Source organism: Desulfovibrio diazotrophicus, assembly GCF_902498985.2.
In the GTDB taxonomy this organism is placed as follows: domain Bacteria; phylum Desulfobacterota; class Desulfovibrionia; order Desulfovibrionales; family Desulfovibrionaceae; genus Desulfovibrio; species Desulfovibrio legallii.
In genome coordinates, this window is sequence record NZ_OX346397.1 from 218,444 (window position 1) to 238,867 (window position 20,424).

At 62.2% G+C, this 20,424-nt stretch carries 21 protein-coding genes; 12 read left to right on the plus strand and 9 right to left on the minus strand.

What is annotated here, in order from left to right; translation table 11 throughout:
- Positions 1–131: 131 nt before the first annotated feature.
- From J7I12_RS00945 to J7I12_RS00985, 9 genes are all read right to left on the minus strand, one after another.
- Positions 132–1,265, minus strand: a complete 1,134-nt coding sequence (locus J7I12_RS00945; protein ID WP_302548884.1) for a branched-chain amino acid ABC transporter substrate-binding protein — start codon at positions 1,263–1,265, stop codon at positions 132–134.
- A gap of 94 nt (positions 1,266–1,359) precedes the next feature.
- Positions 1,360–2,757 carry a ribosome biogenesis GTPase Der gene (gene der, locus J7I12_RS00950; protein ID WP_118229211.1) on the minus strand — a complete coding sequence of 466 codons (1,398 nt, stop codon included), beginning with the start codon at positions 2,755–2,757 and terminating at the stop codon, positions 1,360–1,362.
- 95 nt (positions 2,758–2,852) lie between these two features.
- Positions 2,853–3,854: a pseudouridine synthase gene (locus J7I12_RS00955; protein WP_498793866.1), complete on the minus strand. Its 1,002-nt coding sequence runs from the start codon at positions 3,852–3,854 to the stop codon at positions 2,853–2,855.
- Positions 3,855–4,109: 255 nt separating this feature from the next.
- On the minus strand, positions 4,110–5,483 hold the full coding sequence (locus J7I12_RS00960; RefSeq protein ID WP_118229210.1) for a sensor domain-containing diguanylate cyclase: 1,374 nt from the start codon (positions 5,481–5,483) through the stop codon (positions 4,110–4,112).
- A 140-nt stretch (positions 5,484–5,623) separates the two neighbouring features.
- Positions 5,624–6,373 (minus strand): energy-coupling factor ABC transporter ATP-binding protein, encoded by a 750-nt coding sequence (locus tag J7I12_RS00965; protein ID WP_302548886.1) that lies wholly within the window; start codon positions 6,371–6,373, stop codon positions 5,624–5,626.
- On the minus strand, positions 6,366–7,127 hold the full coding sequence (gene cbiQ, locus J7I12_RS00970) for a cobalt ECF transporter T component CbiQ (RefSeq protein ID WP_118229208.1): 762 nt from the start codon (positions 7,125–7,127) through the stop codon (positions 6,366–6,368). Before cbiQ ends, J7I12_RS00965 begins: the two co-directional genes overlap by 8 nt.
- 10 nt (positions 7,128–7,137) lie before the next feature.
- Entirely contained in the window at positions 7,138–7,842 is a 705-nt protein-coding gene (locus tag J7I12_RS00975) for a NikL family nickel/cobalt ECF transporter subunit (protein ID WP_303193178.1), read from the minus strand.
- A gap of 28 nt (positions 7,843–7,870) precedes the next feature.
- Complete coding sequence (gene cbiM / locus J7I12_RS00980; protein WP_118229207.1) at positions 7,871–8,479, minus strand: cobalt transporter CbiM; 609 nt, start codon at positions 8,477–8,479, stop codon at positions 7,871–7,873.
- A gap of 71 nt (positions 8,480–8,550) precedes the next feature.
- Complete coding sequence (locus J7I12_RS00985; RefSeq protein ID WP_302548771.1) at positions 8,551–9,321, minus strand: DUF4198 domain-containing protein; 771 nt, start codon at positions 9,319–9,321, stop codon at positions 8,551–8,553.
- Positions 9,322–9,587: 266 nt separating this feature from the next.
- Here J7I12_RS00985 and J7I12_RS00990 point away from each other — a divergent pair, with 266 nt between their 5' ends.
- From J7I12_RS00990 to J7I12_RS01045, 12 genes are all read left to right on the plus strand, one after another.
- Positions 9,588–10,289: a glutamine amidotransferase gene (locus J7I12_RS00990; protein WP_288908264.1), complete on the plus strand. Its 702-nt coding sequence runs from the start codon at positions 9,588–9,590 to the stop codon at positions 10,287–10,289.
- Between the two features lie 750 nt (positions 10,290–11,039).
- Positions 11,040–12,602 carry a heme anaerobic degradation radical SAM methyltransferase ChuW/HutW gene (gene hutW, locus J7I12_RS00995; RefSeq protein ID WP_302548772.1) on the plus strand — a complete coding sequence of 521 codons (1,563 nt, stop codon included), beginning with the start codon at positions 11,040–11,042 and terminating at the stop codon, positions 12,600–12,602.
- Between the two features lie 2 nt (positions 12,603–12,604).
- A complete protein-coding gene (locus tag J7I12_RS01000; RefSeq protein ID WP_302413197.1) occupies positions 12,605–13,171 on the plus strand; it encodes an MptD family putative ECF transporter S component in 567 nt (188 codons plus the stop codon).
- The gene (locus tag J7I12_RS01005; RefSeq protein ID WP_302413198.1) at positions 13,152–13,916 is read left to right on the plus strand and encodes an energy-coupling factor transporter transmembrane component T family protein; all 765 of its coding nucleotides are present in this window, start codon (positions 13,152–13,154) and stop codon (positions 13,914–13,916) included. The genes J7I12_RS01000 and J7I12_RS01005 overlap by 20 nt, the downstream gene beginning before the upstream one ends.
- Before the next feature lie 10 nt (positions 13,917–13,926).
- Positions 13,927–15,351 carry an ABC transporter ATP-binding protein gene (locus J7I12_RS01010; protein ID WP_302413199.1) on the plus strand — a complete coding sequence of 475 codons (1,425 nt, stop codon included), beginning with the start codon at positions 13,927–13,929 and terminating at the stop codon, positions 15,349–15,351.
- 138 nt (positions 15,352–15,489) lie between these two features.
- On the plus strand, positions 15,490–15,993 hold the full coding sequence (gene hutX, locus J7I12_RS01015) for a heme utilization cystosolic carrier protein HutX (protein WP_302548773.1): 504 nt from the start codon (positions 15,490–15,492) through the stop codon (positions 15,991–15,993).
- A gap of 49 nt (positions 15,994–16,042) precedes the next feature.
- A complete protein-coding gene (locus J7I12_RS01020) occupies positions 16,043–16,591 on the plus strand; it encodes a flavodoxin family protein (protein WP_302413201.1) in 549 nt (182 codons plus the stop codon).
- A gap of 78 nt (positions 16,592–16,669) precedes the next feature.
- Positions 16,670–16,876 (plus strand): Flp family type IVb pilin, encoded by a 207-nt coding sequence (locus J7I12_RS01025; protein ID WP_302413202.1) that lies wholly within the window; start codon positions 16,670–16,672, stop codon positions 16,874–16,876.
- Positions 16,876–17,307, plus strand: a complete 432-nt coding sequence (locus J7I12_RS01030; RefSeq protein ID WP_302413203.1) for a prepilin peptidase — start codon at positions 16,876–16,878, stop codon at positions 17,305–17,307. The genes J7I12_RS01025 and J7I12_RS01030 overlap by 1 nt, the downstream gene beginning before the upstream one ends.
- 44 nt (positions 17,308–17,351) lie before the next feature.
- On the plus strand, positions 17,352–18,188 hold the full coding sequence (gene cpaB, locus J7I12_RS01035; protein WP_302413204.1) for a Flp pilus assembly protein CpaB: 837 nt from the start codon (positions 17,352–17,354) through the stop codon (positions 18,186–18,188).
- 113 nt (positions 18,189–18,301) lie between these two features.
- A complete protein-coding gene (locus tag J7I12_RS01040) occupies positions 18,302–19,753 on the plus strand; it encodes a type II and III secretion system protein family protein (RefSeq protein WP_302413205.1) in 1,452 nt (483 codons plus the stop codon).
- Between the two features lie 75 nt (positions 19,754–19,828).
- The gene (locus J7I12_RS01045) at positions 19,829–20,422 is read left to right on the plus strand and encodes a hypothetical protein (protein ID WP_302413206.1); all 594 of its coding nucleotides are present in this window, start codon (positions 19,829–19,831) and stop codon (positions 20,420–20,422) included.
- Positions 20,423–20,424 lie beyond the last annotated feature (2 nt).

Consider the following 20,424-nt stretch of genomic DNA (forward strand, 5'->3'; position numbering starts at 1 on the left):
TTGTGCCCATGACGGGCGTCTGCTGACCCCTTGCCCACCAAACCGCGACAGCCTGATCGCGGGGGAAGCAGGGGGCGGATATGCGGGAGGGCGCGCAGCAGCCCCTCGCCCTCCCGCAAGACGGCCGCAGGTTAGTTCAGCGTAATGCTGTGGTCGAGTTCCACAAACTTGCCGCCCTGCACCTGGTAGATGGAAAGGCCCATGCCGGCGGCGTCGCCCTGGGCGTTAAAGTTGATCTTGCCCAGAGGCGTGTCCACGAGGTTGTTGCGCAGCACTTCCTTGAGCTTGGCCGTATCCGTGCTGCCGGCCTTTTCAATGGCGGCCAGCAGGCACTGGGTGGCGGCGTAGGCATTGTAGTAGCCGAAACCGGGTTCGCTGCCGAAGGCCTTGATGTGGGCCTCGCGGGCTTCCTTGTACTGGGGCAGGGCGCTGGTGTCCTTGGGGTAGGAGGCGTAGGTGCCTTCGCTGTCCTTGCCGGTCATTTTGAGGAAGGTTTCGTCCTTTACGCCGTCGGGGCCGATAAGCGGCACCTTGAGGTGGTCGCGGCGCATCTGCTGGATGAGCTTGGAGGCCACGGGCTGGTAGCCGCCGAAGACCAGGATGTCGGGCTTGGCGCGGCGCAGTTTGCGCACCACGGCCGAAAAGTCCACGGCGTCGGGGGTCACGGCTTCAAACAGCACGGTCTTCACGCCGGCTTTTTCCAGAATGGCGCGGTTGTTGTCGGCAAAGCCCTTGCCGTAATCGCCGTTGTCGTGCAGATAGGCCACAGATTTGGCCTTGAGCTTGTTGAGGACAAAGTCGCTGGTGAGCTTGGCCTGGGCGTTGTCGTTGGCCACGGTGCGGAAAAAGAGCGGGTTCTTGCCGTCCTCGGTCAGGCCTGGCGTGGTGGCTGTGGGGGAAATAGCAATAATTCCGGCCTGCTGGAACAAGGGCAAAGAGGCTTTGGTGGGGCCGGAGCAGATGGGCCCGACCACGGCTACGGCCTTGTCGGAAATCAGTTTGGTGGCCGCGTTGGTGGCCATTTCGGGCTTGCACTGGTCGTCCTGAGAGATGACCTCAATTTTGCGCCCAAGTACGCCGCCCTTGGCGTTGGCCTTGTCAATCACGATTTTCACCGCGTTGAGGCTGGGCACGCCGTAGGAGGCCAGGTCGCCGGAATGAGCGCCCTGCACGCCGATTTTGATAGAGTCCTCCGCCGCCAGGGCGGGCGCGGCGGTTGCCACGCAAAAGGCCATTGTCGCAAGCCAGGTCACAGCTTTGTTCATTATGCCCCTCCCACGGGAAATAGAGGTGTGCGCACGCGCGCAACGGGATGAAGGCTTTTCTATTGCCCCATTGCTGGCGTGCTGTCAATGCGGCTCATGCTTTGGCTGCGCCGCGCTGGCCTTTATCGCCGCCTTTTTTGTGGCTGGAGCGCAGGTGCAGACGCATGGGCGCGTGGGTGATGCCGAACATCTGCCGCAGGCTGCGTTCCAGGTAGCGCACGTAACTTTCGGGCACGCGTTCGGCGTCGCTGACAAAAAAGACAAAGGTGGGCGGCTCTGTTTCCGCCTGGGTGAGGTAGAAGAACTTGGCCCGCACGCGTTTGACCACCGGGGGCTGGTGGCGGGTGAGCACGGCTTCCATGGCCCGGTTGATCTGGCCGGTGGGGATGCGCACGGAGCATTCTTCATGGATTTTGCGGGCCAGGGGCAGGATTTTGCCCAGGCCCAGGCCCTTAAGGGCGGAAACCGTGAGCAGGGGCACATGCGGGCAGAAGGAAAGAGCCTGACCCACATTTTTTTTGAGCTGTTCCAGCGAGGCGCGCGGCACCAGATCGCACTTGTTGATGACCACCATGAAGGGAATTTTGCGGGTATTGAGCATGTCCATGAGCCGCTTGTCCTGCTGGCTGACGCCCTCGGTGGCGTCCAGGGTGAGCAGGGTCACATGGGCCTTGCTGCCGGACTTGATGGCGGCGTTGACGGAGTAGCGTTCCACACTGTCGGTGATCTTGGTGCGGCGGCGCACGCCGGCTGTATCCACAAAGACGTAGTCCAGGCCGTCGCGGGTCAGGCGCACATCCACGCTGTCCCTGGTGGTGCCCGCCACATCGGAAACGATCATGCGTTCCGTCCCGGCCAGGGCATTAACCAGAGAGGATTTGCCCGCATTGGGGCGGCCCAGCAGGGCCAGCCGCAGGGTCGGGGGCTCCGGCGGCGCGGCGTTTTGCGCGGCTTCTTCGGGCAGCAGGCCGGCCAGGGCCGCCGCCAGAGCGTTAATATTGTGCCCGTGCTCAGCAGAAACGGAAAGCAGCGGAAAACCCAGTACATGAAATTCGGCCAGGTACTCGTCCTCGCGTTCCGCGCCGTCCACTTTGTTGACCACGCACAATGTAGGCAGCCCCTTGCGCCGCACATGCGCGGCCAGGTGTTCGTCCAGGGGCAGCAGTCCGTCCCGGCCGTCCACCACAAAGGCCACGGCCGCCGCCGTGGTCAGGGCTTCCTCCGTCTGGGCCAGAATGTGGCGCTCAAAACCGCGAATGCCTTCGGGGCCCTCCACCACGGCGGCGTGGGCGTCCAGGGTGATGCCGCCCGTGTCCACAATACCAAAGGCGGGCAGGCCATTGCGGCGCACCAGGCCTTCCATGCGGTCGCGGGTGATGCCCGGCCGGTCGTGGGTAATGGCGCGGTTGCTGCGGATGAGACGGTTGAAGAGGGTGGATTTGCCCACGTTGGGGCGGCCCACCAGAACGATGCGGGGCAGGGTGTCGGCCATGATGTATCCTTGGAACCGCGTGATCGGGACGGGGCGTCCCACGCGCGGCAGCCGCGGGCGGGGCCGCCGCCCGGAGCGGGACCGGGTAGGGGGCGTTACTGCAAGGGCGGATTTATAGCACGATTTTTGTCCGGAGGAAAGGGCCCTTCGGAGGCCCCCGCCGGGCCGTACGGCAAGGGATCGGGCATCTGGGTCAGAGCGTGCGGCCCTGTCCAGGGGGGCAGGCAGGCAAAGGCGCGGCCGTCGGGCAGGACCAGCCGCAAGGCGTGCAGCAAGAGCGGGCGGCTGCGTTCCGCTGCCGGACCGTATTTGCCGTCGCCCAGCACGGGGTGATCCAGTGCGGCCAGTTGCGCCCGGATCTGATGGGTGCGGCCCGTAAGCAGGCGTACCTGCACCAGGCTTTCTTCCTGCCCGATGCGCAGGGGCCGGGCCAGGCAGAGGGCTTCGCGCGCGCCGTGCGCGTCGGGGGCCGCCGTGTGCATCTTTTCCTGCCCCAGCCGACCTTCCTTGCGCAGATAATGACGCAGCAGGCGGGTTTCCGCATGGGGCCAATGCCCTCGCACCCACGCCACATATTCCTTGACCAGCCCGCCACTGCGCAGGGCTTCCTGGGCTTCAACCAGGGCTTCGTAGGAGGCCGCCACCAGCAGCGCGCCGGAGGTGTCTTTGTCCAGCCGATGCGCAGGTGTGGGGCGGAAGGGGGCGGCGGCAAAATGTCTGGCCAGGCGCGTGGCCAGGCTGTCTTCATGGCCGCTGCCGGGGTGGGTGGGGAGCCCTGCGGGCTTGTTGAAGACCCACCAGTAGCCCGATGTGCCCAACAGAGGGGGCAGGTTGCCTTCCGGAGCGCAGTCGGGGGCATCGGGCGCGGCTTCGGCCGCGGCCATTTTCAGGGCAAACGGCGGCAGGCGTACACTGTCGCCCGTGTTGACGCGGGTAAAAGGTTTGCAGCGGGCGCCATTGACGCGCACTTGTCCTGTGCGCACCCAGCGGTGCAGCATGGACTGGGGCAGTCCCAGGCGGCGCTGCAGAAACTGGAGCAGCTTCTGACCGCTTTCGGGCTCGCTGACGGGGGGGAATGCGTCGTCCGCCACAGGCATGGATGCCGCCGCCGCAAGGGGGGGGAGCCGGGCGTTGCCCTGGGGGGCCGCAAAGGGTTCCCGCTCGGAGGCCGGGGCGTCCCCTGGGTGGGGGCGGGCCGCTGCCGGAAAGCGGGACAAGGGTGTAGGCGGAGGATTGTCTTCCGATTGCATGGCTGCAGTCTGGCCCAAAGAACAGGCCACGTCAAGGGCCGACGGCCACAATCCGCCCCAGGCTGTTCCGGACCGGAGTCGGGAGAAGGGTTTGGCGTCGGATCAGTTATAACGACTGTCGTCCAGACTGACCGTCACGTCCTGATGGTTTTCGATCCATTTTTTGATCCGCAGGTGCATCTCCGAGCGGGTGGCGAACTTGTGCCGCAACATGGCTCGGTCGGCGTTGGCCAGAGTCTGATGGATGTTCACGTCCTGGCTGTCCGTGCCGGCACAGCCGATGGACAACAGGGTGGGCACCTCGTCGGGGGTGGCGGCGTTGAAGGCTTCCTGCCGTTTGCGCAGATCGTGCACGATGCTTTCGGCTTCTTTCGGCGAGCAGTGGGGCATGAGGACCGCGAACTCGTCTCCGCTCATGCGGGCCACACAGTAGGAGGGGGAGAGGTTCGTGCGCAAAAAAAGGGCCGCACGGCAGAGCAGGGCGTTGCCCTGGGGGTGGCCCAGATAGTCGTTGACTATCTTAAGGCCGTTGACGTCGGTGACGATGATGCTCACGGGCCGGAGGCCCTGCTGCTCCAGCCTGTCCGCCTCCATGCCGTAAAAGGTGCGGCTGCGCAGGCCGGTGAGGGCGTCGTTGCGGACCATATCCTCCAGTTTGGCTCTGTCGCCCTGCGCGGCGCTGATGTCTGTATGCAGGCCGATGATGCGGGTGGCCCGGCCAAAGGCGTCGCGGTGGGTCACGTACCCGCGTGAGAGTATCCAGGCCCAGCGGCCATCCCTGCGCCGCATGCGGTAGGTGTAGGTAAAGGTGTCGCCTGCGTCGGGCGAAGTCACCATGCGCAACTGCGGCAACATCACGTCGTCGTGGTCGTCGGGGTGGATTCTTTCGCTCCAGGAGTCCAGCGTAGGGGCGAATTCACCGGGGCTGTAGCCCAGCATATTCAGATAGGCGGGGCTGTAGTAAACCTCGTTGGTGAGCGTGTCCCAGTCCCAAAGGCCGTCGCCGGTGGCGTTGAGGGCCATGAGCAGACGCCCGGAGTCGTGCGGGGGGTTGGATTCCAGCACCTCCTTGGGGTGCGGCGCGGCCATGATCTGCTGGCGCTGGCAATCCACCTGCGTGCCCGCCATGATGCAGGTGCTGCCCACCACGCGGGTGGCGCGGCCGGCGCTGTCGCGGGCCACGACCAGCAACTGACCGCGCACCAGTTTGTCATGCATGGGAAAGATGCACTCCATGTGCGGGCCGCTGAGGCCGCAGAGCACGTTTTCCAGCACCTGCAACACGCGCACCAGGCGTTCCAGGGGGCAGTGGGTCAGAAATTCCTGCATGCTGCGGGGAGGATCGCCTTCCAGTTGCAGTTTGCACAGGGCGCCGGCGCTGAGAAACAAGCTGTCGGAAGGGACATGCCATTCCCAGATGGGGTCTGGAGAATCCATCTGGATAAGGCATTGCGTCGGGCAAGACTGGTCTGGCATGCGTTGGCCTCCAGCCGCATAACGCCGGCCCGGGCCCCTGTACCGGCCGATGGGCGCGGGCGGGAGCCGTGGGCTGACGGTCTGAAAATTGGGCGAATACAAGAGCTGCGGTTGACAATAAACCGCCTTGGGGGAAAATGCTAGCCGTGATCGTGGGGCCGGTTGCCCAGAGGGTGGGCGTGCAGATGGGCGTGGGCCAGGGAGGGGGCACAGGTGTCCAGGCGGCCGTTATCAATGGTAAGGTATTGGGAAGAGGTGCGCTCCAGAAAGTCCCAGTCGTGCGAAATGGTGATCCGCGCCGTGTCCAGTGTTTGTAGGATTTGAATGATGCGTTCGCGGGCTGCATTGTCCAGCCCGTTGGTGGGTTCGTCCAAAAGCAGGGCTTCGGGCTTCATGGCCAGCACTGTAGCCAGGGAAACCAGTTTTTTTTCGCCGCCTGAAAGGCGGTGGGTCAGGCGTTGTTCAAAGCCCGCGAGCCCCAGGCGTTCCAGCGTTTCCAGAGCCCTGGCGCGGGCGGCTTCGGGCGTAAGCCCCAGGTTCAGCGGGCCAAAGGCCACGTCTTCCAACACGGTGGGGAAAAAAAGCTGATCCTCGGCGTGCTGCAGGACAAAACCCACGGCGCAGCGCAGGACGTAAAAATCTTTTTCGTTGTGCAGCGCGCGTCCGTGAAAACGCACTTCGCCCCGTTGCGGCCGGGCCAGACCGGTGATGCAGCGAAAGAACGTCGTCTTGCCGCTGCCATTGGGGCCGTACAGCCCCACATGCTGCCCCGGCCGAAGGGCAAAGTCCACCCCGCACAGCACGCGCCGCGCTTCTTCTCCCTGCCCGTAGGCGTAATGTACGTCCTCCAGGCAGAAGATAGCCTGCGTCGTTTCCTGCGTTTCAGGCATGCGTCCTCCCCAGATGTTCCATATACAAAATGGCCGTCAGGGCGGCCAGAACCCCCAGGGCAAAAAGCGCGTCCACAGGGCGGGCCCGGAATGCCGCAATCGAGCGAAAATGCCCGGTAAAGCCCCGCAGCACCATGGCCTCCCGTACCCGCAGGGCGCGATCGTAGCTGCGTACCAGCAAAAGTCCCAGCAGGGAAGCCAGCGTGCGGTAAGTGCGCAGGTCGCTGCGGGGGCGAAAACCGCGCAGCCGTGCCGCCACCAGCAGCGTGTGCCACTCCTGCGCCAGCACATGAATATAGCGGGCCGTGAACAGGAACAGAAAGACCAGCTTGGGCGGACAGCCCAGACGTTCCAGGGCGTGCCCGGCCGTGGGCGCGTCCATGCTGGCTGCCAGCGCCAGAAAGGCGCAGACAATGGCGTTGGATTTGACCGTCACCAACAGGGCCAGACGCACGCCCGGAGCCGTAACGCTGAAAAAACCCCACTGCGCCAGAACCGGGCCGGGCATGGTCAGGGGCGTTACACACCATAAAAACAGGATGAAGATGTTGACCGCGCCCAGACGATGCGCCAGGGGCAGGAGCGGCGGCCGGGCAGCCGCCAGAAGAACGCAGCCCAGGGCCAGGCCCAGAGCGCAGGCCGTGAGGGTCTGCAGCGGCGCAAGACACACGGCAAACAGTCCGGCGCAGGCCAGACGCACCCGTGGGTCTACGCCCTGCAGGAGCGAGGGGCGGACAAAGGGCTGGTCAAACACCTTCCCGCCATTACCCCCGGCGGCCTTTGAAGTAAAGCCCCAGACCGGCCAGGCCCACCAGCCAGCCTATGCCCCCCACTATTTCCGTAAGCCGGGGGCCCTGGGTCCGCAGCTGGGCCAGGTCCCGGCGCAGGGGGGCCAGCTTTTGCTCCAGGGCCGTGTCCACGATCTGCCGGACAGTCTCGGGCGAAAGGGGAGCGGAAGCGCCGTCGGCCACGGGCGCGGGGGAAGCGGAATCGGCAGCCGACGGCGCAGAGGGGGCTTGGGTTGCGGCAGTTACGGCGGAGGCGGGGCTTGGGGCAGAAGCCGCCGCCTCCGATGCCGTGGGTTGCGCTGTGGCGGCCAGTTCGGCGGCGTCCAGAACCCACTCGTTCTGGTGCCCCTCCCCGGCGTTGACGCGGATGCGCAGGCCGTGTTGCCGACCTTGCGGCGGCGCGTCAAAACGGAAATTTCCCTGCTCGTCGGTGCGGCCTTCCAGCAGTTTTGCGCCGGTGGCGGCGTCAAAAACGGTGATCAGCCCGTGGCGCACGTTGCTGCCGCCGCTGAAACCGCATTCTACAGCCACCTGCCCGCCTTCCGTCCAGGCAAAGACATTGACCCTGTGGGCCATACCGGGGGGCGGAAACAGCAGCAACAGGCACAGCGCGCCAGACAGCACGGCGGCGGAAAAAACGGCAGGAAGAAAAGAAAAAATCGGCGCACGGAACAGGGACATGGTGCATTCTCCAGACGTATGCAGACCCTCAGACAGCCAGACGCAGCAGCTCTGGCCGGACTTTGGCGATAAAATCCACGGTGAACATGGTGATCAGCCCCTCTACCAGCATGATGGGCAGGTGAGCCAGAAAAAGCAGCCTGGCGGCGGCGGCAAAGCCTTCGTCGCTGGCGCTCAGGGCCAGGGCTGTGAACAGGGCCGCCGCCAGCACGCCCAGCGCGCCACAGCAGAAGGCCGCTGCGCGGCGGCCTCCAGCCGAGGGCATGATCCGGCACAGACCGCGAAACATGTACCAAGAAAGCACGGCGGCAAAGCCCATGGTGGCGGTGTTTACGCCCAGCACGGTGAAGCCGCCGAACTGGAAGAGCAGGGCCTGCAGGGCAAGGCCCGCCAGAATGGCGGGGATGGCCGCCCAGCCCAGGATGACCCCCAGAAGCCCGTTGAGAATGAGGTGGGCGCTGGAAGGGCCAATGGGCACATGGATAAGCGAACCCACAAAAAACGCCGCCGCCAGGATGGCCACGGTCATGAGACGGTCGTAGTCCAGCCGCCGCAGGCCCACGGCCGTGCCCGCCGCGGTAAGGGCATAGCCCGTGAGCAGCACGGCGGGGGAAAGGACACCTTCGGCAATGTGCATGGTTGCGCCTTTTGCACAGACGGCCGACCGGGGATATCCCGCCGCCGGTCGGCCGTCTGTCCGGGGAGGTATTACTTGCGGACCGGTGCGGCAAAGTTGGTCCAGAGCACCGCGCCCAGTTCAATGGGTTTGGCCGTGCCTTTGTAGTCCAGCGTTTCCTTGGCCGTATTCAGGGCGGCAAAGCCCCACCAGCCGGCCCAGGGTACGCCGTAGGCGAACACGCCGTTCTGGTCGGCCCTGACCACCTGGGTCACATACAGCTCATTGGGGGCCGCGTATTTCTTGTCCTTGTTGTAGTATTCCACTTCCACTTCCGCGCCGGGCACAGGCTTGCCGTCCAGCAGCACTTGGCCGCGAAAAACGTTGCCCGCGTAGTTGGCAAAGGGGCGGGTCAGGGACACTATTTCGGTCTTGAGGCCCAAGGGTTCGGCCCAGCCTTCCTCTTCGCCGAAGGCGGCCACCACGGTCTTGGTGTAGTGAACGATATAGGTGTCTTCCGCCGGCTCAAAGTAGGGGGTGGGCTCCACGGCAAACTGGTACACGCCGGGGCGGGCGATTTTGTAGGCGGCCTGCCAGGCCTTGTGGCCCATGATGGCGGCGGGCTTGAGGGTGGCCTTGAGGTCTTCGGTCTTGCCGTCGTGCGTGACGGTAAAGGCTTTGGGCACGGCCATATCCATGCCCTGCAGCTCCATAGGATGGGCAAAGGCGATATCCAGTTTGAGATCAGCGTCTTTTTTGGCGGAAACCGTGGGCGTCGAGGGAATGACCATGCCAAAATGGGCCTCGGCCTGGGCGCTCATGCAGAGCAGCAGGGCGAGCGCGGCACAACAGTTTTTCCACATGGGGGCATCCTGAGGTTGAAGGTGACGGCAGGCATCCCGGGTTGCGCAGCCGCAAACGTTGCTTGCTTGATAACACAAAAAATAAAAAGGTAGCAATAGAAAAAACAGGCATACGTCGGACATTGCGCTTGTGGGGCGTCCGGTTTATAAAAAAATAACGGCGTCGGCGCTTGCGCGCTGGCCCGTTCCTCCTTCCCCCCCGTGACAGCGCGGAGCGGCTTTTTGTTGCTGGCTCCCCAACCCTTTCATCTTCTGTGGAGACGCTTATGAAGCGGTGTGTGGCGGTGCAGCATGTGGCTTTTGAATCTCTGGGCGCTTTTGTGGCCCCGCTGGAACAGGCGGGCTACGCCATAAGCTATGTGCAGGCCGGGGTGGTGCCCCTTGGCCCGGAAATCTGGCACGAGGCGGACCTGGCCGTGGTGCTGGGCGGTCCCATAGGCGTGAATGAAAAGGACCGCTACCCCTTCCTGGGCGCAGAACAGGCCTTGGTGGAGGCGCGTCTGGCTTCGGGCCGCCCCCTGCTGGGCGTCTGCCTGGGCGCGCAGCTTATGGCCGCAGCCCTGGGCGCGGCCGTGTACCCCGGCCCGGCCAAAGAAATAGGCTGGGGCGGCGTGGACCTGACCCCGGCGGGCATGAGCGGGCCCCTGGCTGAACTGGCGGGCGCGCCGGTGCTGCACTGGCACGGCGATACTTTTGACCTGCCCCGGGGCAGCGCCCTGCTGGCCTCCAGTCGGCTCACGCCGCACCAGGCCTTCCGGCCCGGGAAGGGGCAACTGGCCCTACAGTTTCATGCGGAAATGGACCCGGCCATGATGGAAACATGGCTCATCGGCCACTGCTGCGAACTGGCCGCCGCCGGGCTGGACCCCCGTACCATCCGGGGGGACGCCCAAAGCCTGGGCGCGGCCGCCCGCACCGCAGGCCTGGCCTTCTTCCGTCGCTGGCTGGCCGAAGAAGTGCTGGGGTAGGCGGGAAGCTGTATGCGCGGAAGGGGCGGTTGAACGCTGCTGTCTTCGCCCGTAAATTTTACGGTCGCAGGGCTGAGGCAGAACAACAGTTTCCTTCCCAAACCCCACATCTTAGCTTTTTTGCATTGCTGCCGCGGCGTTGCTGGCTGCGGCCTCTTCCCTTTTTTCTCCTTCCTTTTTTATTGTAGCACAAGGCTGTTTTTGCATGGCCTTGGCTCCTGCGTCCTATTCTCCACGTCAGACGCCCTTCTGTGGGGGGAACAATGACGGCCTGTGGGTGCCCTGCAGCACCTTAACGTGCGTGTCCGTGGCACAGCTAAGAAAATAAAAATTTTTAAATTAAATATGTTATGAAATTTTTTTGTCAAAGAAATGTCTGGGCTGGACAAGGGTGGTTGACATTTTTTACCATTTGGATAAAATCTTTTGCACGAAAACAAAAACGACTTTCATTTTTATGTAAAAAATATATAAAATATTTTATCTATAAATATATTAACGCACGCTAACCGCAACGCAATCTGCATGGGCGCGCAGATCTCTCCCCCGATAGAATAAAAATACGTCCAGGCTGGACGCTATGGCAGACCGGACCGTCATGCGTAACAGCATGATGTGCGGCGGCGGAGCAAAGAAAAAATAGTAAATTGAAATTCTATTTATATTGATCATGAATTATGGCCGCGAGGAATTTGCCGGTCTGACCCAAAAACAAGCCGCAGCCGGCGTAAAAAAAGGAGCACGAGGGGAATGTCTTTCAAAGAATTGGGCAACGGGCTTGAGGAAACCTCGGCCTCCATCTCTGACGCGAGCGTGGCGAACCTTGTTCGCTGGCATATGAACATGCTTTCCGGAAAAGATAAAAAGCCCGACTTGCCGGCAGGGCATGGGGGTGGGCGCGCCCACCATCCTCACGGCGTTTCCATTGCCGATCTGATGAAAACCCTGCGCCAGGCCGGCGCGGCGCCGCAGGCGGCCTGGCAGGCTCGCATCGGGGAGGATCCCCTGGCCCACGCCTTTGCGGAGAAAGTCACCGTGCATGCGGGCATGGTGGGCGAGCCTGTGGAGGAAGGGCGCATTCCCGTCCGGATGAGCGAGATTTTTTCCGCGCCGCGCACGGAACGTGCGGTGCTTTACGTGCATTTCCCTTACTGTGTAAGTAGGTGTACATATTGTGGATTTTTTGGCGGAAAATACACCGAAGCCGCAGGGGAGGCCTATGTGCGGGCATTAAAAAAGCATCTTCTGAGTGTTGCCGCCACGGCGGGCGCGCAAGGGTCGGCCATTGAGGCCGTCTATTTCGGGGGCGGCACGCCCACAGAACTTCCTGCCGCAACCTTGTGCGACCTGTTATCCACCATTCGTCAGTACTATCCCTTGGCTGAAGACTGCGAAATTACCATTGAAGGGCGCATTCACAGCCTTACGGCTGAAAAGGCCGCCGCTTGCATTGAGGCCGGGGCCAACAGGTTTTCCATTGGTGTTCAGAGCTTCCAGACGGATTTGCGGCGCTCCATTGGTCGTTTGGACACGCAGGACCACGTCTGCGCCACGCTGGAACAGCTGGCCGCCCTGGGCGACGCCTCCATTGTAGTGGACCTTATCTACGGATTGCCTGGCCAGACGCTTGAAGCCTGGCAGGCCGATCTGGAGCTGTTCAGTTCTTTGCCTCTGGATGGTGTGGACTTGTATCAGCTTATGGTCTTTCCCGGCAGCGCGCTGGCCAAGGCCGTCAAGGACGGCAGCGCCGCGCCTGTGGCGCAGCTGCACGAGCAGGGGGCCTTCTACCGTCTGGGCACGGATTTCATGCAGGCCGGGGGGCACAAGCGACTTTCTCTCTGTCATTGGGGTAAAACTGAAAAAGAAAGAAATATGTACAATCGTTTGTCCAAGCAGCGGGAAAACTGCCTGGCTTTCGGTTGCGGTGCCGGCGGTATGCTCAACGGCTATTTCTACTACAGCAACAGGGCGCCGCAGCAGTACATGAACGCCGTCATGCAGGCGGATGATCCCTTTGCCGCCACGTCACTGCTGGTCGCTCCGCCGCGCAATGCCACAGCCATGCAGCTTATCATCGGTCAGATGGAAATGGGGTATCTGGACGTGACGGCCCTGGCCGACCATGTGGACGACAAGGATCTGGCCGCCATTGAACCTTTGCTGGACAACTGGAAGGACGCGGGCCTGCTGCGGGAAGCCTGCGTCGCCACAGAAGCCGGCGTGCGCCGCCGGGTAGATCTGACCCTGGCTGGGCAGTTCTGGCAGGTCAACCTCAGCCAGGGGCTGGTTTCCACCCTTTGCGGGGCCGCATAGTCATGGCCGAAAATGCTGCATCCTGGCTTCCTCAGGGGCTTCGGCCCCGGTTTACCGTGCGCGATCTTGTCTTTATCGGCATTTTTGCGGCGGTGTCCAAGGCTGCTGTGCTTATCATCGCCCTCGTGGGCGGCGGCATGAACCCATTTTCCCTGGCGCTGAAAAATTTTGTCTACACGGCCCTCATGCTGGTTTTGGCGCACAAGGTGGCCAAGCCCTGGACCCTCACCATGGCCGTACTGGTGTCCAGCCTCATTTCGCTGCTGCTTATGGGGCAGGGCATTTTGCACACGCCGGGCGCTTTGGTTACCTGCCTGCTGGCTGAGCTGCTGATCTATGTCCTGGGCGGCTACGGCAGAACCAGAAATCTTCTGGCGGGCGTGCTTTTTCTGGAATTGGGCGGTAAGGCTGTGAGTGTTCTGGTGGCCTGGTTTTACTATCGGGAGCAGCCCGGCCTGCTGCTGGTGCCACTGATTTTCGTGTCCGTGGGGGCGCTGGGCTCCTTTGCCGGTCTGGCCGGCGGCGTAAAACTGGTCAAGGAATTGCGTCATGCGTCTCTTCTTTCTTAGCGACAGTCCGGCCGACACCCTGGCCGGCCACATGAACATCCGGTCCAAACTTCTGATTTGTCTGACAGCTTCGCTGGCGGCCATCGTGCTCAGCAACCCTCTGGCGTTGGCCCTGCTTTGCGGGGTGAGCACCGTGTACGCGCTTACGGCCTTGAGCTTGGCCGGGCTGCTGCGGGCCTATGTCTTTTTTGCGTTCATGTGCCTTGTTTCGCTTGGATTTACCTGGCTGGCTTCGCTCAGTATGCCGCAGCTCATCACCTGGGAAGCCGGGCGCTTTGCCGTGCCGTACATGCGCATGCTGATATCGCTCAATGCCTTGCTGGTGCTGGCTTTTTCGTCCCGCATCCAGGATCTGATGCACGAGCTGCAGGCTTTTGGACGCATGGCCTGGATCCATGTGCCCCTTACTGTGGCCGTGCGCTTTTTGCCCACCTTCCTGGACGACTGCGTGCAGGTGCGCGACGCTTTCCGCCTGCGCAGCCCTTTGGGTCGGCAAGGCCTATGGACCCGCGCGGCCGCTCTGTGGCGCGGCTTCCTGGTGCCCCTGACCTTCCGCCTGTTACGTTCGGCGGACGATCTGGCCGTGGCGGCCGAGCTCAAGGGCGTGGGCGGCAAAAAACGCGTTTCCCGGCCGCGAACGCCCTTTGGCCGGGTGGATATGGTGACCTTTGGCGTAGGCGCGGCCAGCCTTGTGCTGGCTGTGGCCCTTCAGTCCGTTTATGGCGGCTCCACAAGCATTTACTAGGGGATGGCGCATGCTGCGTCTGGATTCGGTTTCCTACACCTACCCGCAGGCCGCCACGCCGGCTGTTGCGGATGTCAATCTTGCGGTGCGGCCGGGCCAGCTGGTGCTTTGCACGGGGCGCAGCGGCTGCGGCAAGTCTACTCTTGTTCGACTGCTGAACGGCCTTGCACCTCAGTATTACCACGGCTTTCTTACAGGTCGGGCGCTCATCGACGGGCACGACACGCGCGAACGGTCCCTGACGGAAATCAGCGCCCTGGTGGGCACGCTGTTTCAGAACCCCGAGACCCAGTTTTTTGCCCTTACGGTGGAGGACGAGGCGGCCGTTTCGCTGGAGTGCCGGGGGGTGGAGAGCTCCGTATGCGTCACGGCCGTGCGCAATGCCCTGAAGGAACTTGGCCTGGAGAATCTGGCTGCCCAATCTGTCCTCAAACTTTCCGAGGGGCAGAAGCAGAAGGTGGCCTTGGCCGGTCTGCTGGCCGCGCATCCCAAGGCTCTGGTGTTGGACGAGCCTTCCGCCAACCTGGATCCGCAGTCTACGCTGGAGCTGGCGGACACACTGCGGCGGCTCAAGGATATGGGACTGGCCCTTTTTGTGGCGGACCACCGTTTTTCCTGGCTGCGGGATCTGGCCGACCATGTGCTCGTCATGGACGGCGGGCGCATTGTGGCCGAAGGAGATTTTGATCTGCTGGACGACGCCGCCTTGCGGGCGCGTCACGGTCTGCGCTCCGCCATCTGGCACGACCCCCGGCAGGATTTGCCCGGAGCAGAAACCGCGGAGGCCGTTGCGTCTTTTACTATCCATGATCTTTCATTCGCCTTTGGGAAAAAGCCGACGCTGTTCGACGGGCTGGACCTCACCTTTCCCGGTGGGGGCATCACGGTCTTGGCCGGGCCCAACGGCTGCGGCAAAACCACCCTGGCCAGGCTGTCCGCCGGTTTGCTCAAATGCAAGGGGGCGTCCTTTGCCTGGCGGGGACAGAATCTGCCAGAACGTGGGCGCGCCCGGCAGGTGGGGCTGGTGCTGCAGAACGCTGACCACCAGCTGCGCATGGACAGCGTGCGCGCGGAACTGACGGACGCCCTTGCGGGCCTGCCCCAGGACGAATCCTCTGCCCGCGTGGAGGGATTTTTGGAAGCCTATGGTCTGGCCGCGCTGGCGGAGCGACATCCCCAGTCCCTTTCCGGGGGTGAAAAACAGCGGCTGAGCGTGGCCGCGGCCATGATCCGTCAGCCGGGCGTGGTTTTTCTTGACGAACCCACCAGTGGGCTTGACGGGGAAAACATGCACCGCATGGGCGAGGATCTGCGCCGGGCCGCCAAGGCCGGAACGGCCGTGGTCGTCATTACCCATGACCTTGAATTTATGGGCGAAATTTGTGACTGCATCGTGCCGCTGACGGGCAAGGCCGGCACGCAAAGCAACGCATAACTCCAATATAAAATTAAAGCGTTCATTGGAACAGCGGGATGCGTGGCGTCCTGGAAACTGCGGGATGCCCTCCTGTGCAGACCATACACGGCAATTGCGGCAAACAGGTTTTGGGTGCAAGGCCGCAAAGGAGACGTTATGTCGGATTTTGTGCAGAAAGTGCGCCAAAAAGTGGCGGAAAACCCCAGTGTTATGCTTATGACCCTGGCGGTGGAGCTGGGTCGGCCCGAAGGCGACCTGGTGGCCGCCCTGCCCGAAGATATGCGGGTGCAGGGGCGCAAGGAAGATTTTGCGGCCATTTGGGAGGCCATGACCCAATGGGAAAAGTGCACCTTCCTGGCGGTCAATAACGGTTGTGTGGTGGAGGTGGAGAGCAGGCTGCCCAAGGGAACCTTCGGCCACGGCATGTTTAATCTGGCGCATGGAGAAAATGCCCTGAGCGGACATATTTTTGCGGACAGGGTGGAAAAAGTATGGTTTGTGTCCAAGCCTTTCTTCAACAAAGAAAGCCACTCTGTGCAGTTTTTTGACGTCAAAGGCGAGATGATCTGCGCTGTCTATCTTGGGCGGGACGGCAAAAGGGAGATTATCCCGGCCATCAAAGCATCGTTCATGAACATGCGCGAGAGTTTCGCGCAGTAGTGCCGGTTAATTACATCAACAAAGTTTATCAGCTCTGGAAGGGGATGTTATGAAAGATATGCGTTGCGCTGTGGTCTATTCCAGCCGTACGGGCAATACCCGGATGGTCGCCGAAGCCGTTTTGCAGGCCCTGCCTCAGGGTACGGGCATATACCCTGTGGCTGAGGCGCCTGCGCCGGAAGATTTTGACTTTATTGCGCTGGGTTTCTGGGCCGACAAGGGCGGCGTGGACAGCGCCATGCAGAAGTACATGGAGCGGGTGGCCGGAAAAAATCTGCTGCTGGGGCTTTTCGGCACTATGGGTGCCCGACCGGAATCCGGGCATGGTCGCGACATTATGGCCGATGCACGCGCCCGCGTGCCCGGCAATAGCGTACTGTGCGAATTTTTGTGCATGGGCAAGATTGATCCCAAGGTTCTGCAAATGATGGAAACCATGCGCGCCAAAGGCGATACCATTCACCCCATGACGCCCGAACGCGCCGCCACCATCGCTGAAGCGACAAAGCATCCCGACGCGGCGGATCTTGCCGCCGCCAGGGAGTGTTTCACCGCCATGATCCGCAAGGCTCACGCTGCAGAGCCGGCTGCGGATTAAGCCCAAAGGCCTCCCGCCGGATGTTTGCCGGCGGGAGGCGCAACCCCTGTAACATATAACTGCAGAGTGGAGGCAACTATGCAATTGGTACAGTATGTTCTGACGTTCGGCAAATTGTTGAAACAGGACCAGCGCGGCGTTACGGCCATTGAATACGGCATCCTTGCCGCGGGCGTGGCCGTGTTGATCGGTTCGCTGGTGGCTTCGGACGGCACATTTTCACAGACGCTCAGTTCTGTTTTTCAAAACATTCTTAATCAGCTGCCGCAGGCGGAATCAAAATAATGCCCTGGTATCTGGCGGCGGTGGCCTCTGCTGCCGTGGTCTGGGCAGCGGTCAGCGACGCGCTGCGTTATCGTATCCCCAATGCCTGCATTTTGGTTTTGTTGGGGATTGCCGCCGCACACGCCGCCACCCAGGGCTCCTTTGCGGTGCTGGGGATTAAAGAGGCATTGGCGGTTTTTCTGCCCGGATGCCTGCTGTTCTACGGCAAGGCTTTGGGGGGTGGGGACGTCAAGCTCGCCACGGCCTGCATGTTGCTGCTGCCCGGCAGACTGTGGTCGTTTTTGATTGTCATGAGCGTTCTGGGGGGCCTGCTGGCCGTCGCCTATCTGGTCTGCCGACTGTGCACCAGGCGCACCTCCAGATATCTGCCTTACGGAGTGGCCATAGCCGGGGCCGCATTGCTTGAATTTTGCGGCCTGACCATGGTCTGAAGCCGTTCGGAAAGACCTGTGGGGATTTTTAAGTGAAAATAAAAATGAAATTCATAGTGTATTCTGTGGGAGCTGTGGCCCTTATGGCGCTGCTTCTGTCCATGGGCCGCTCCTTCGGGTTTATGACTTCAGAAGGGCCCAAGCAGGTGCGCCACTATCTGGCGGTGGTGCGTGACCTGAGCGTGGGCGATTTTCTGGAAGCCAAGGATCTGGAGTGGCGGCCCGCATCCCCGGCCCTGTCGGCAGAGGCTGCGGCGGCGTACACGCCCAAGGGCAGCCTCAATCTCTCCGACCTGGCCGGGGCAGTTTTGCGCAGCAGTGTTTCCCGCGACAGCTTCCTGTCCGTCCACGACTATATCAAGCCTGGAGAATCCGCCTTTCTCGCCGCTGTGCTGCGGCCGGACAAAAGGGCCATCACCATCAGGGTGGACGACGTGACCGGCGGGGCCGGACTTATCCGCCCCGGCAACCAGGTAGACGTGATCCTTTCCGGCAAGCTGGAAACCGGCGGCGGTCTCAAGGGCCTGCCTTCGGCCAAGACCCTGCTTACGGACGTGCGCGTTATTGCCGTCAATCGGGATGTGGACCCGCGGGCCGTGAGCGCTGCGGACGAGAAGGACAAAATCGTCAAAGGCGGCAGCCAGGATATTTCGCGGGGCACGGTGACGCTTGAGGTTTCTCCCCTTGAAGTGGAGCTTGTTACTGTGGCGCGTAAGCTGGGCGAACTTTCGCTGAGCCTCAGAAGCCTGGAGAACGGCGTGGCCTCGCGGAGAGTGTCCGCGCGGATCACCAAGGCCGACGACATTGTAAAAATTGCCGGTCCCGGGGCCAACGTGGTGACCATTTACGGCACAGAGGTCAACAAGTCCTCCACCAAATAACCCCGTAAAAATATGCTGTTGCCGCCGCAGCGGCAGCGGTTGGCGTCTGAATCCGGGCGGCGTCGGCAGGGGCGCCGCAGAACGTCAATCTTTTTTTCCGTAAAGGATGCTTCATGCGAGTGTTAACTCTTATGGCCGCGCTGTTGACGACCATTATTTTTGGCGTCGAGGCGCAGAGCGCGGGGCGTGTGCAGTCCCCCACAACCACCGTGTCCGTCGCCGTGAGCAAGGGGGTGCTCATTTCCCTGCCTGAAGCGGCCAAGACCGTTTTTGTGGCGGACCCGGAAGTGGCCAGCTTTCAGGTGGCGGGCGAACGGCGGGTGCTGGTTTTTGGGCGCATGCCGGGTCAGACTACCGTATTTGCCCTTGGGGAAAGCGACGACCCCATTTACAGCGCCAACGTCACGGTGGCGTACGACACCAGCCTTATGCACGCGGCGCTGCGGCGGGAATTTCCCTCTCTGAATCTGAAACTCACCCCAGTGTACGACGGCGTGGCCGTCAGCGGCAAAGTGCCCAGTGCTGAAACCGCCGCCCAGGTCATCGCCATGCTGGATTCTTTTGTGCGTGTGCCGGCCGCGGCCACCGGCAACGCCGCCAATACGGCGGAATCCTCCAATAAGGAAGGGGACGGAGACACCACGCCTTCGGGCGCGGGCACCGGATCCGGCACTCTTTCCACGCGCAACGCCAAGATTATCAACCGTCTTACGATAACCATGCCTACCCAGGTCACCATCAGGGTACGTGTGGCCGAAGTGAGCCGGACCCTTTCCGAGCAGTTGGGGGTCAAATGGCAGTTCGGGCGGGAGGCTTTTCTTGGTGGCGAAAAGCTGCTGGTGGGGCTTTCCGGCAGCGCTGTCAGTTCCGGCGTGACCTTTGCCACCAGCACGGGCATTACGGGCTCAACCGGGGGGATGCCTGTGGATCTGGGCGTGCTTATCGACGCCTTGGCCCTGGAAAACCTTGTTTCCATCCTGGCGGAGCCCAACCTTTCCGTTATGTCCGGCGAAACGGCCAATTTCCTGGCCGGCGGCGAGATACCCTTTCCTACCTCTGACGGCGATGGCGGCACTGGAGTGGACTTCAAGGAATTTGGCGTGCTGCTGGGGGTTACGCCCACCATCCTTTCGCCCAACCGCATCAGCCTGCGCCTGCGGCCGGAAGTGAGCGAGCCTTCCACCGCCAACGGCGTGGTTATTCAGGGGGCGGTGGTGCCAGGGTTCACCACCCGCAGGGCCGAAACCACAGTGGAACTGGCTTCGGGCCAGAGCGTGGCCATCGGCGGCCTGCTGCAGAACTCCATCACCAATGAGGTCAGCAAAATTCCTTTGCTGGGCGATATTCCCATTATCGGCGCCCTGGCCCGCTCCAAGGCCTTCAAACGTGGCGAGACCGAGCTGGTTATCATTGCCACGGCCTATATCTCCGAACCGTCGGACGCGGCTCTGGACATCCCCAACGCCAATATTGACGTGCCCAATTTTTTCAACCGCATGTTCCTGGGGCAAAACCCCAGGGTCAGCGCGGGCTCGCTGCGTCCCGCGGATTTCATCTATTATTAGGCAATCTGGGGGGTTGGCGTTGTTTAATGGCGGGCGGGGCCGCCCGCGTAAGGACAGAGGATTCGGGAGGATACGGTGAAAAAAATATCTTTAGTGCTTCTCTGCCTGCTTATGGCGGCGGGCTGCGCCAGGCGCACTTCCGTGCCGCAGAATCAGATGGTCTGGATCAGGGAAGATGTGCCCTGCGTGTTGACCGGCATGCCGGAGGATACCCAGCGGCGGGTTTTGGCCGAAACAATCAAGGCCCTCCGCAGTGGCGATATTTCGGCCGTTATTGCCGCCGGGCCCGATGCGGACCCGCGCAGCCCGGAGCGGGTGCGCGCCACCCTCACGGCTTTGCAGGTTGTCCCACAACGCATTGTGCTGACGCCTTCCACGGGCGACTACCTGGGCGTGACCTTTACCGTGCAGCGTCTGGTGCAGGCCCGGGTGCGGGAGTCTTTTTGGGACCCTTACTGGTTTAACCGCAATGCCGTGGACCCGGAATTCGGGCGGGCCATGGAGGCCAACCTGGGCCGGCAGTATGTGGAAAAACGCCAGCTTGATGTTCCTGAAAGCCTCAGCGACCCCAACCCTGTGGCGGCGGTGGGCGCTGTAGACCGCTACCAGGGCGGCAAGGTGCGGGGGCTTTCGGACCAGTCTGTTGAAGTCGGCACATCAGGACAATAGGG